This window comes from Bacillus sp. HMSC036E02, from assembly GCF_001836235.1.
Taxonomy (GTDB): Bacteria; Bacillota; Bacilli; order Bacillales; family Bacillaceae_G; genus Bacillus_A; species Bacillus_A cereus.
Window position 1 is genome coordinate 23,321 of sequence record NZ_KV827846.1, and the last position, 12,517, is coordinate 35,837.

The following is a 12,517-nucleotide window of genomic DNA, read 5'->3' on the forward strand; positions in this document are numbered from 1 at the left end:
AAAGGTAAAGAATTTCTAAAGAATTATAAAGGATTATTAAATTTTGGGTGTTAATGGAAAAAGTTCAATTTCTTATATGATAAGAAATTGAACTTTTTATTTATAATATTAACATTTGTATGGGAGTAGTTTTACAGTGAATGTTGTTTTTTCATCATCACTATATACTTCAATTGTTCCTTTATGCAATTCGACTATACTTTTTGCAATAGCTAATCCAAGTCCAGATCCACCAGTGTTTGTAGAGCGAGATTTCTCAACGCGATAAAAACGTTCAAAAATATGAGGTAAATCCGTACTAGGAATAGGTTGTCCGTAATTTGTTATATCAATTGTAATCATATTATTGCTTTCATAAGCAGTAAGGTCAATATAGCGACCTTCGCTTCCATAAGCGATAGCGTTTATAATAAGATTTTCAAACACACGCACTAATTTTTCACCATCAGCTAATACCATGAGCTTTTGAGATGGGAAAGAAGGTCGACATTCTATATTTGCTTCTTGAAATTGTATACGGAATTGAACAGTTAATTGCCCAAGTAACTCTACTATGTCAATAGGGACAGAATACAAGCTTAACTCTTTATTTTGAACACGTGTATATTCGAACAAGTCATTCATTAATGCATTAAGACGAGTTACTTTATCGTAAATGACTTGAATATAGTATCGCAATTCTACTTCATCTCTATAATTATCATGATGGATTAAATTTACGTATCCAACTATAGAAGTAAGGGGAGTGCGTAAGTCATGTGATACATTTGTAATAAGTTCACTTTTTGCTTGTTCCGCTTGTCTTTCTTCATCAATGGAGACTTTTAATTGTTCAACAATTTCATTGACCCCGATTGCTAATTCTTCTAGATAATTATGATTTACAATAGAAACTTTATGATTGAAGTTTCCATTTGCAATATAACGAATTTCTTCTATCATTTTTTTAATACAAGTTTCATAATAAAGTTTTTTCTCGTGACGATAAAAAATGTAAAGATAGGATGAAAAAATAGAAAATAAAAACAAATAAGATACAATCATCATCCATAACGATTCTTTAATCCCTTTATACTTTTCATAACCAAAAATTCGAATGAATTCTTTACCAAGTTCAGTTAGAGTAAGTGAACTCTCAATTACACTCGTAACGAGGCGATAAATAATTAACTCAGTAATAGGCGTGAGTGTGATAGCTAATAAGAGCCAAAAAATAAGTTTCCATTTAGGGATATCTTTTAATATATCAAATGCTTCATTTCTCAATTTTATAGCCAACTCCCCAAACAGTGTGAATAAATTTTTCTCCATTTATTACTGTTTCAAGTTTATCCCGTAAGTTGCTAATATGAACCATTACAGTCTTATTTGAACCGTAACCATCTTCATTCCAAACGCGTTCGAAAATTTCTTCTGAACTAAATACTCTTCCTGTATTACTTGCAAGTAAATATAAAATATCGAACTCAATAGAGGTTAATTTAATATACTCTCCATTTACTTTAACAGTATGATTATGTTTGTGTATTTCAACAGAGCGAATACGAATAATACCATCTTCATTCTTTTGCGAAGTAGCGTTTTGGAAAGAGGATCTTCGTAATAAAGCTTTCACTCTTGCTACTAATTCTAATGGATTGAATGGCTTGATCATATAATCATCGGCACCTGTCATAAGACCTAATATTTTATCCATATCTTCTGCTTTTGCACTAAGCATTAGAATTGGTACAGTATTATTTTCACGCACTTCCTGACAAACTTCTAATCCGTTTCGCTTTGGCATCATAATATCCAAAATCATAAGGTCAACTTCATATGTAGAAACCTTTTGCAATGCTTCATCGCCATCATAAGCTTTATAAATGTTATAGCCTTCATTTCGCAAATAAACAGCAAGTAATTCAACAATTTCTTTATCATCATCAATAATTAATATGTTTTTATTCATTGTGTAGTTCCTTTCCTTACAAATCATCAACATTACTATAATATCAAACATTTATGTACTTGTAGCGATGATTCTGTATAAAATTTCATGTAACGTATTAAAAAGGAGTAAAAAGATTAATAACGAATATAAAATAACGAGAATATTTAGATCCTACATTATAATGAAAGTTAGTTATAAGGGGGATTTTCTATGTTATGTAATGATATATATTCATTTACTCCAACTGGAAAAGTAGAAAATGATATTAAAGCTTTTCTACTAAAATATAATAAAGAGTTTACATATAAACATTCAATTCGTGTGGCAAATGAGGCAAAAAAGATTGCAGAAAAGTTTCACGTAGATAAAGAAAAAGCAGCAATTGCAGGATATTTACATGATATTAGTGGCATTTTTCCGAACGAGGAGCGGATTGCAGTTGCTGAAGAATTTGGTGTAGAAATAGTGGAAGCAGAAAGAAAGTTTCCTATGATCATTCATCAAGAACTATCGAGAGTAATCGCAAAAGAAATATTTAAAGTAGAAGATGAAGAGATTTTAAATGCAATTTGTTGCCACACAACGTTGCGTAAACATGCAACGAAGATGGATTTAGTATTATTTGTTGCAGATAAAATAGAATGGGATCAAAAAAGGACACCGCCATATTTAATAGAAATAAAAAAAGGATTGGAAAAATCTTTGGAAAAAGCAGCTTTTGTATATATTTCATATTTGTGGGAAAGGAAAGATACATTGAAAGTTATACATCCGTGGCTAGAAGAAGCATACTGGGATTTAAAAGGAATTGTACAGTAAAAAGGACAAGGAAATGCAATTAAAAGAATATATGAATCAAACATTTCCAGGAGTTACATTAGTACCCTACTTATATTCTTAGTGGGAAAAACATTTACATTTTGATTTTGGAAAAGATAAATATCAAATTGTAGAAGGAACCGACAATTTAAATACGGAATACTTTTCTCAACTATATACATATAATAAATTCTTATTTGAAGACATATTTTCAAAAGAAGATGTAGTGTTTGTAGTGACAAATGTTTATAGATTTAAAAAGGAAAATATAAAAACTCCACAGAAAATAAATGTATACAATAAATATATTAGGAAAAGAGATTTAAGATTTCATATAAGATAAGAAACGTTACCGTTTTTATTTGAAGATGAAGAAGCAGCTTTATACCGCATTAACGGGCAGCCCGATTGAATCAGTTAGGATGAACAAAACCCCCACTGATTAAAGTTTCACTTTATATTGTACATATCAATTTTCTTTAAAATGTCTTGCGGAACATATTAAATATGAATCGCTTATACAAGCTGCTAATCATGAGGATTTCTCTGATTTATATCCTCGATTTGGACGAAAAAAAGAAATTTCTTATCCAAATGTATTTCTCATAAATGCAACGAAAGATATTGTCATGTTTATGTATGATGATAGAGGAAGTGAAGTAATTGCGAAGAATAAAGAAATAATACGAGATTTATATAAGAAATATAAAGAATGGATTCTAGATTATGAATGAGAAAGTATAGATAACTCATTTAAATGACAATAGAGGAAGTGAAGCGTGTAATGAAACGTATTGCAATTGTCTCTGCATGGGAACCAGAACTGACGTATTTGCATCAACATTATCCAAGTGAACGTGTTGAAAAAAGAGCAGCTTGGGAATTTCATTTTCATACTATTAATGAGCTGGAAATTATATCAGTTGTTACTGGTGTCGGTAAAGTAAGCTGCGCTAGTTGTGTACAATTGTTAATTAGTGAGTTTCAGCCAGATGAGTTGTTTATGACAGGAATATGCGGAAGTTTATCAAACAAGGTGAAAAACGGTCATATTGTAGTCGCACTAAACGCAATACAACATGATGTTACTGCTGCGGGTTCAGGAGAAGATGTTTTTAATTTATATAACGGTAGAACAGCACCTATTGAAACAACAAAATCACTTGTAAGAAGAATAAAAAAAATACGATCGTATGATCCGATACATTTCGGTACATTTTTATCAGGAGATCAACGTATTCGTAGTTCGGAAATGAGATATTTACTCCATACCGTATATGGAGCATTGGCAGTTGATCAAGAAGTAGCAGCTTTCGCCTATGTATGCCAAATAAATAAAAAACCATTTCTCTGTTTAAAAGCTGCTTCAGATCAAGCAAATGATAAAACGAAAGAAGAACAAAAAATCTTTAAAATGCTAGCATGTGAAAGAGCATGTGAGCATTTAATTGCTTTTTTACGTGTTTATGAGGTTAATGTAGTAAATAATAGATAGTTTGTTATAAAACAAATCAATAGTGAGTTATATGTAGGGAAATGTCCGCTCATTTCAAATTAAGAGCTGAAATTTATAATAGATGGAATATATTATATGGGTACACGTTGAGTTTAATATAAGCAGTTGGAGGGCAATTTTATATGATTCAATATAAAAGGTGTAGTGAAGTAAATATTGATTTAGTATATGAAGCTTTTAAAGATGGATTTTCAGATTACATTATTAAGATGGAGGTTTCAAATGAGGATTTTATACAACGTTTTTTGGGACCAGAAGGTAATTTGCTAGAACATTCTTTTCTTGCTTTAGAAGAAGGCAAATCTGTTGGCGTAATACTAGGTGGCATAAAGGATTATGAAAGTATAAAGACTATGCGCTGCGGAACATTAGCGGTTCATCCTAATTACCGCGGTATTGGTGTGAGTCAAAAATTATTTGAACTGCATAAAGAAGAGGCGATTCAACATGGATGTAAGCAACTTTTTCTCGAAGTCATTGTAGGAAACGACCGAGCGATTCATTTTTATAATAAGCTGGGCTATGAAAAAGTGTACGATCTTTTTTATTATAATTTAAATGATTTGACTAAAATAATGAATAAAGATTGTAAAGATATTGAAGTAAAACAATTAGAATTTCCAACTTTTAAAGATGGAATTCAGAAATGGTTAAACTTCCATATAAATTGGCAAAATGATATTGATTATATTAAAAAAACAAATAATGTATTTTATGGTGTATATGTCGATAATGACTTAAAAGGCTCTCTATGCGTAAATGAACAAGGTAAAATTAGTTTTATTTTCGTAGACAAAGGTTATAGAAATATTGGTGTTGGGATGAAATTATTACAAGTAGCAAGAGAAGAATTAAATTTATCAAGTTTATCAATTGGGTTTCCTAACAATAATTTATTGGAGGGTTTTTTAAAGAAATGTGGATTTGAAAAGAATTCTTTAGCGCAATATGAAATGTATTTATTACTCTAAGAGCGGAAAGATTTATTCTTTTCGTTTTTTATTTAGCCGTTATGTTGGTAAATGCTCCGCAATTATAATTTGTAATGAGAGGGATTTTGTTTATCCTTAAGTTATTTTTTAAATTGTCAATTTTATGCTAATAATTTTCTTTGTATAATATTCTAATTTTATGTAGAATAGATACGATGGGAGGGGATGAAATGAATAATGGATTAAAGTTTAAGATTTTTGAATTGCATTGTCTCGTTCAAAAGACTTATTCTGATATTAAAATAGCATGTGATATTGCTATTTATCAAGAAAACACTTCTAAATATTTAATTTCATTAGGATTTTTAAATAAATCATATATGACTTATATAGAAGCAAAAAGATTCTATCGCGAAAATGAAGAGCTTGTAAGTGTAGAATTTGATAATTTCTTTGATATGTATGATAAATTAGAAAATGAATTAAAACAAGTTATTTCAACTGAAGATAAAAATCCTTCATTGCTACATAGCAGACTTGATCAGTTTCAGCAGAAAGTTGAAAATATAAATGACCTAATAAAAGTATTGCAAAATGCTCGTTAATGAATGCTTTTTTCTTTTTTGTATAGAAATTATGTATTAAAAATATTTTAGGGATATTACATATTGAAGAGGTGGCTTTTGTAGATTACAAAAGTCATCTTTTTATGTTAGGAATAGATTGTATACATTTTAGCAGTTTCATATAAATAATAGAAATTTATACGAGGTAAATATCATGGGAAATAAAAAAGAAATAGCTATAGTTGCATTAACAACAGGATTCGTTTTAACAAGTGTAACACCATATGGAGTAGGTCATGCAGAGGAACCTGGTCAAATGCAAGTTGAAATTCAAGAGGATTCGTTCCGTACAGGTGATCTTACACAACCATCAAAAAAGGCGCCAGAGAATGTAGTGAAAGATGCACTTAAGGAAAATACGGAGCATGCTTTGTCTCCAAAACAAGTTAGTGCAGAAACAGGAGTAGATTACAAGGTTCTTCAAAAACGTGGTTCTTATGATGGAACTACACTTGTGCGCATGCAACAAATATATGAAGGAAAAGAAGTGTATGGCCACCAGTTGACTGCTCACGTAGATAAAAAAGGTATTATTAAAAGCATTTCAGGAGCTAGCGCACAAAATTTAACACAAGAAGATTTAAAGAAACCTATTAATTTATCAAAAGAAGAAGCGAAACAATATATTTATAAAAAGTACGGAAACGACATTAAATTTATTTCTGAACCAGAAGTTAAGGCGGTTATTTTTGTTGATGAAAATCATGGGCAGGCTAGCAATGCATATCAAGTTACATTTGCTGCTACAACACCAAATTATGTATCTGGAACTTATTTAGTGAATGCTCATAATGGCGATATGTTAAAAGATGTGGTACAAGAATCAAGTTTGAAAATAAGTGAAGAGTATGTTGAATCCGTTAAGGAAAATAAAACTAGCAATTTCACATCATTAACTGGAACAGGAAAAGATGATTTAGGCGTAACTCGTACATTTGGTATTTCTAAACAGACCAGTGGGAATTATGCGCTTGCTGATTACACAAGAGGGCAAGGAATTGAGACATATGATGTAAATTATAGAGATATTACAAATGAAGAAAGTTATTATCCTGGCATACTAGCAACTAGCGCTTCAACAACATTTAATGATCCAAAGGCGGTAAGCGCTCATTTCTTAGCAACAAAGGTATATGATTTTTATAAAGAAAAATATAATCGTAATAGTTTTGATAATAAAGGAAAAAAAGTAGTTTCAGTTGTACATGCATGGGATTCTGGAGGAACAAATGATCCTGAAAATTGGGAGAATGCATTTAGTACTAATATTAATAACATCAGTATGCTTTTATATGGAGATCCTATGGTAAAAGCGTTCGATATAGCCGGTCATGAATTTACACACGCAGTTACATCAAGTGAATCTAACCTTGAATTCTCAGGAGAATCTGGGGCAATTAACGAGGCATTATCGGATATTATGGGAACGGCTATAGAGAAATACATAAATAATGGGGAATTTAACTGGACAATAGGAGAGCAAACTGGATCGACTTTTCGTAATATGAAAAATCCAACTGCAATTAATTTTTCAGAAGGACTACCGTATCCCGATGATTATAGTAAATATAATGATTTAAATGGAGAGGATTATGGAGGCGTACATTTTAATTCAAGTATTATTAATAAAGTTGCGTATTTAATTGCACAAGGTGGTACTCATAACGGTGTAAATGTAAATGGTATTGGTGAAGATAAAATGTTTGATATTTTCTATTATGCAAATACTGATGAATTAAACATGACTTCTGATTTCTCTGAATTGAAATTGGCATGCCTTAAAGTCGCAGCTAATAAATATGGAACGAACTCAATTGAAGTTCAAGCAGTCCAAAATGCTTTTGATGCGGCAAAAATTACAGGAACGGTGAAAGAAAACGAAAAAACAGCAGAAAACCAAGCTCCAGAGTTAACTGTACCGTTTACGATTACACTACGTGTAGGTGATACGTTTGATCCAATGAGAAATGTAAAAGCTGTTGATAAAGAAGATGGTGATTTAACAAATAAAGTAAAGCATAAAGGCGATGTAGATACTTCAAAACCAGGTACATACATTGTGGAATACCTGGTTGTTGATTCTCAAGGGGGGAATGCAACGGCTACACAGACTGTAATTGTAGAGGGAAATGGCGAAACATCAGATTTAGAACCTAAATTAACAGTGCCTGTTGGAGCGACAATTCATGTAGGAGATTCATTTGTTCCAATGGCAGAAGTATTAGCTATCGATAAAGAAGACGGTGATCTTACTTCTAAAATCAAAGTTGATGGTGAAGTAGATACAAATAAAGCCGGTACTTACGTATTAAAATACACAGTTACAGATTCAAAAGGCCATGAAGTAACGGCGAAGCAAACTGTAACGGTCAAAGTTAGAGAAGAAGTTAAAAATGATAAACCAATACTAAAAGTACCTGCTACAACTTCAATTACTGAGGGTGATCAATTTGATCCGTTGATAGGAGTATCAGCTACTGACACAGAAGACGGTGACCTTACTTCTAAAGTAGCGTATGAAGGAACTATAGATACAAATAAAGCTGGTATTTATGAAATAATATATAGTGTAAGAGATTCCGTGGGTAATGAGGTAAATACGATACAAAAAGTATTAGTGAAAGATAAAGAAACTAGCAAACCTAATGGTCTTGCTAATAAGGCAAATAAGAGTAATATCTCTAACAACAGTAATAGCGATAAAAAAGAATATACATATAAGGAGCTTCCAAAGACGGGTGTAAGTACAACTAACAGTGCAGCAATCGGCATATTGATGATTATTACAGGCACAGTACTCACTTTTGTTCGCAAATTTAGAAAGATACAAAAATAATAGTAGGGATTATTCGTTTGAAGAAAAGAGTTCAGTATTCAAAAGAAATAAAGTAGAAAGTAAATAAAACGAAATATGGATTTTTTACTTATTAAGATTTTAATAGTTAAGCGGTACATTTGGCTTTTATAAAAATTTGCAGTTGGATACTATTCTGTCTACAGAACTATATTACATATAAAACACGTTACTATTCTTTTATTTTAATGAGAATAGTAACGTGTTTTTTGATTTGAAAATAGCATAAATCCTATAGCTCATGAATATAGGAGTACTTCTAATTTGCCATTGATAAGTTACTGAAAACATTTTGTTTTAATGGAAGGTTCACTCTAAATGACAACATGAGATTTTCGATATTTACCAGGTGTTTCATTGGTGAATTTTTTGAAAATTTTAGTAAAATAACTTTGATCGCTAAAATTAAGCGAAGCGCATATGTCTGATAAGGGATAGGTGGTGAAAGTTAATAATTTCTTTGCTTCTTCGACTCGTTCACGTTGAATGTACTCAATTAATGAAATACCAACCTCTTTTTTAAATAATATAGATAAATAATCTGAATTCACATTTGCAAATTTAGCAAGTTGTTTAACAGATATTGGATTGTAAATATTTTTAAAAATATAGTTTTTGCAAATAGCAATAGTCTGTGAATGTTGCTGTGTTTTTTGTGCCTTTACACGGTCTGCAAAGGTGCAAAAAGCATTTTTTAATAAATCCCAAACAGATTCTTTGTCTTTTAAATCTTCTGTTCTTTGAATATGTAAATCATAAATTTTGTAAGCAATCCCAGATGGAAGTCCCCCTTTTATCGCATATCTAGTAGCGAGCGTGATGGATGAAATACAAATGTTTTTATGACGTCTTAATTGATGGAATGAAGATAAAGATGAAAGAGTCTCTTGTTGGAATTCGTAATAATATTTGAGTACGGTTTCTTTATCCCCGTCTTCTATAGAACTAAGTAGTTGCTGCTCTATATATAAATTATGATAAATGGATTCGTCTTTTTGCATTGAAATATATACATCTTCGTTTAAGATGCTGCTATGACTTATATGAAGTGAGTCACTGTTCTTTGAAAAGGTGCTTACATCTGAATTTTTTTTATAGAGAATGTTATAGAACAATATCGCTATATTTACAAAGAAATTTTGATCTTTGACTGACAATGAAAAATAATGGTCTCTTGTTCTTTTATAATTTGGAATAAAATTAAGGTTACTATCCGCTTTACTTGTAGAAAAATTTACATGTGTCAAGGGCCCAATAATAACAGTACCGTTCACCATATAATCGCTCTTTATGTGAATTAAAATAAAGTGCCCTAGATATTCGTGAGTTCTGAAGATGGGGGAATTATATGTATCATTTCTCTGAAAAAGCATATGTAACTGTTCTATTTTTGATGTATATAACGAATGTGAATCATTTTTGGATTTAAATTCTAAAAGAATATTTTTGTTACAATCTAAAAAACAAACTGGAATTTCGAAAGATTGAAAAAACATATTGCAAATGTACTCTATCTCAACTAGACTGAGTTTTTTAGTCATATTCTTCCTCCTTACAGTTATGCGTAATAGTTAAATAAACATATATTCCTTTTTCATAAGTAGATACGGAAAACCTTTATCAATAAAAAATATAAATAAAAGTTATAAACTTCTAAGAATAATACCATAATTTAACATGAATAGCACATATTATTTGAATATACAGGTAATAGTTTTGGACAGTAACGTAAAATATGAATCGTCACACTTATTTGTTGGTTATTACTTATATGTATTAAAAAATGATTAAGATTGGATTTTAAATAGGGATAGGAAGTGAGATATGAATAGATTGACAGTAAGTGACTAGTCGAAATTAGCAGTGAAAGCTATTATGTAACAAATATAATGATTCTTGAAATAGGGATATACGTGTAATTTAGGGGAGAAAATTACATATATCATGCGGAGAGACAACGTAATAATAGAAGATAAGAAAAGTGAATAAGTGATTGTAAACAATGGATTGTTGGACGACTATGTTTTATGTTATTCGTTTAAATCTGATACTTGGCACACTATTGCTTTTAAGAAGGTAATAGTAATAAAGAAATTTTTAAAATGATAGAAGTAGTAAAGGGGATAAGAGAAATGAAAAAAATATTTAGTGTGCTTTTAGTGTTATTCTTAACATTTTCTACATGGTCTAGTGTATTAGTAAAGGCAGATTCATCATCTAAAGGTACTTTAACGATTCATAAGTATGAACAAGAAAAAGATGGAGCGCAGGGACTAGAAGGTGACGGTTCTGCAAATCAAGAGGTGCCAAAAGATGTGAAACCATTAAAAGGTGTAACGTTTGAAGTGAAAAGGGTTGCTTCTTTTGAAAAAATTTCAAACGATGGGAAAATCGTAAAAGAAGACGTGAAACCTGTAATGGGAGCCACTCCAAATCAAGTAGTAACAGATGATAACGGACAAGTTGTATTAAAAGATCTTCCGCTAGGACGTTATGAGGTGAAAGAAGTGGCAGGACCTCCACATGTTAATCTAAACCCCAATACGTATACAGTGGATATCCCATTAACGAATAAAGAGGGTAAGGTGCTAAACTATGATGTTCACATGTATCCCAAAAATGAGATTAAACGTGGTGCAGTGGATTTAATAAAAACTGGTGTAAATGAAAAAGCATTAGCAGGTGCAGTATTCTCTTTATTTAAAAAAGACGGTACAGAAGTGAAAAAAGAGTTAGCAACAGATGCTAATGGTCATATTCGCGTGCAAGGATTGGAGTATGGAGAATACTATTTCCAAGAAACAAAAGCTCCGAAGGGCTACGTAATAGATCCAACTAAACGTGAGTTTTTTGTTAAAAACTCCGGAACAATTAATGAAGATGGAACTATTACTTCTGGTACAGTAGTTAAATTAGAAGTGAAAAACTATGAAGAACCAACAATTGATAAAAAGATTAACGGAAAATTGGAAGCGTTACCAATCAATCCGTTAACTAATTATCATTATGATATTAAAACATTAATTCCAGAAGACATTAAGGAATACAAAAAATATGTGGTAACAGATACTTTGGATAATCGTTTAGTGATTCAAGGAAAGCCAATCGTGAAAATTGATGGGGCAGAAGTAAATGCAAGCATTGTAGAGGTAGCTATAGAAGGTCAAAAAGTAACAGCTACAGTAAAAGATTTCACAAAATTAGATGGTAAAAAAGAATTTCATTTGCAAATTAAATCTCAAGTAAAAGAAGGAGTACCATCTGGTTCGGAAATTTTAAATACAGCAAAAATTGATTTTACAAATAAAAATGATGTAATTGGAGAAAAGGAATCTAAACCCGTAGTTGTTATTCCAACAACTGGAATAATTGAGTTAACAAAAATTGATGGTGCTAATAAGAATAAATTAAAAGGTGCGGAGTTTGTACTTAAAGATAAAAATGGAAAAATAGTTGTTGTAGCAGGAAAAGAAGTAACAGGTGTATCAGATGAAAATGGTGTTATTAAATGGTCTAACATTCCATATGGAGACTATCAAATTTTTGAAACGAAAGCACCAACATATACAAAAGAAGATGGTACAAAAGCTTCTTATCAATTATTAAAAGATCCCATCGATGTAAAGATTAGCGAAAATAATCAAACGGTTAAATTAACGATTGAAAATAATAAAAGTGGATGGGTTCTTCCGGTAACGGGTGGCATAGGAACGACTCTTTTTACTGTAATAGGTCTTACGTTAATGGTTACAGCGGCATTTGTTTTCTTTAGAAAAAAGTCTGCTAATAATTAAGATTTTAGGAACATGTAACTATGGGAAAAGGGGAGAAGCAAAA

The 12,517-nt window shown here is 31.0% G+C and carries 9 protein-coding genes and 1 pseudogene; 7 read left to right on the forward strand and 3 right to left on the reverse strand.

The features are described from left to right. Positions 1 to 108: 108 nt before the first annotated feature. Positions 109 to 1,266 carry a sensor histidine kinase gene (locus tag HMPREF2590_RS13605; RefSeq protein ID WP_001243309.1) on the reverse strand — a complete coding sequence of 386 codons (1,158 nt, stop codon included), beginning with the start codon at positions 1,264 to 1,266 and terminating at the stop codon, positions 109 to 111. Then, complete coding sequence (locus HMPREF2590_RS13610) at positions 1,256 to 1,951, reverse strand: response regulator transcription factor (protein WP_001038807.1); 696 nt, start codon at positions 1,949 to 1,951, stop codon at positions 1,256 to 1,258. The genes HMPREF2590_RS13605 and HMPREF2590_RS13610 overlap by 11 nt, the downstream gene beginning before the upstream one ends. Positions 1,952 to 2,143: 192 nt before the next feature. Here HMPREF2590_RS13610 and yqeK point away from each other — a divergent pair, with 192 nt between their 5' ends. From yqeK to HMPREF2590_RS13640, 6 genes and pseudogenes are all read left to right on the forward strand, one after another. Further along, positions 2,144 to 2,752 carry a bis(5'-nucleosyl)-tetraphosphatase (symmetrical) YqeK gene (yqeK, locus tag HMPREF2590_RS13615; protein ID WP_000882447.1) on the forward strand — a complete coding sequence of 203 codons (609 nt, stop codon included), beginning with the start codon at positions 2,144 to 2,146 and terminating at the stop codon, positions 2,750 to 2,752. A 13-nt stretch (positions 2,753 to 2,765) separates the two neighbouring features. Then, positions 2,766 to 3,486: pseudogene (locus tag HMPREF2590_RS29945) on the forward strand (DUF3885 domain-containing protein). Between the two features lie 23 nt (positions 3,487 to 3,509). After that, a complete protein-coding gene (mtnN, locus tag HMPREF2590_RS13625; RefSeq protein ID WP_002098379.1) occupies positions 3,510 to 4,247 on the forward strand; it encodes a 5'-methylthioadenosine/S-adenosylhomocysteine nucleosidase in 738 nt (245 codons plus the stop codon). Positions 4,248 to 4,390: 143 nt separating this feature from the next. Then, the gene (locus tag HMPREF2590_RS13630) at positions 4,391 to 5,239 is read left to right on the forward strand and encodes a GNAT family N-acetyltransferase (protein WP_000617072.1); all 849 of its coding nucleotides are present in this window, start codon (positions 4,391 to 4,393) and stop codon (positions 5,237 to 5,239) included. A gap of 191 nt (positions 5,240 to 5,430) precedes the next feature. After that, positions 5,431 to 5,805, forward strand: coding sequence for a hypothetical protein (locus tag HMPREF2590_RS13635; RefSeq protein WP_001059022.1), 375 nt, complete (start codon positions 5,431 to 5,433; stop codon positions 5,803 to 5,805). 175 nt (positions 5,806 to 5,980) lie between these two features. Continuing rightward, complete coding sequence (locus tag HMPREF2590_RS13640) at positions 5,981 to 8,662, forward strand: M4 family metallopeptidase (RefSeq protein ID WP_000527061.1); 2,682 nt, start codon at positions 5,981 to 5,983, stop codon at positions 8,660 to 8,662. Between the two features lie 332 nt (positions 8,663 to 8,994). On the opposite strand, the gene HMPREF2590_RS13645 is transcribed toward HMPREF2590_RS13640, so the two are convergent. Beyond that, entirely contained in the window at positions 8,995 to 10,221 is a 1,227-nt protein-coding gene (locus HMPREF2590_RS13645) for an AraC family transcriptional regulator (protein WP_000162831.1), read from the reverse strand. Positions 10,222 to 10,812: 591 nt separating this feature from the next. Between HMPREF2590_RS13645 and HMPREF2590_RS13650 the strand changes: the two genes are divergently transcribed. Further along, positions 10,813 to 12,474 carry a SpaA isopeptide-forming pilin-related protein gene (locus HMPREF2590_RS13650; protein ID WP_000719312.1) on the forward strand — a complete coding sequence of 554 codons (1,662 nt, stop codon included), beginning with the start codon at positions 10,813 to 10,815 and terminating at the stop codon, positions 12,472 to 12,474. The last annotated feature ends 43 nt before the right edge of the window (positions 12,475 to 12,517 follow it).

What these genes read in the sequence shown, in the direction of transcription:
- HMPREF2590_RS13610 (WP_001038807.1), bottom strand. Translation starts at nt 1,951, where the DNA reads ATGAATAAAAACATATTAATTATTGATGATGATAAAGAAATTGTTGAA.
- yqeK (WP_000882447.1), top strand. Translation starts at nt 2,144, where the DNA reads ATGTTATGTAATGATATATATTCATTTACTCCAACTGGAAAAGTAGAA.
- mtnN (WP_002098379.1), top strand. Translation starts at nt 3,510, where the DNA reads ATGACAATAGAGGAAGTGAAGCGTGTAATGAAACGTATTGCAATTGTC.
- HMPREF2590_RS13630 (WP_000617072.1), top strand. Translation starts at nt 4,391, where the DNA reads ATGATTCAATATAAAAGGTGTAGTGAAGTAAATATTGATTTAGTATAT.
- HMPREF2590_RS13635 (WP_001059022.1), top strand. Translation starts at nt 5,431, where the DNA reads ATGAATAATGGATTAAAGTTTAAGATTTTTGAATTGCATTGTCTCGTT.
- HMPREF2590_RS13640 (WP_000527061.1), top strand. Translation starts at nt 5,981, where the DNA reads ATGGGAAATAAAAAAGAAATAGCTATAGTTGCATTAACAACAGGATTC.
- HMPREF2590_RS13645 (WP_000162831.1), bottom strand. Translation starts at nt 10,221, where the DNA reads ATGACTAAAAAACTCAGTCTAGTTGAGATAGAGTACATTTGCAATATG.
- HMPREF2590_RS13650 (WP_000719312.1), top strand. Translation starts at nt 10,813, where the DNA reads ATGAAAAAAATATTTAGTGTGCTTTTAGTGTTATTCTTAACATTTTCT.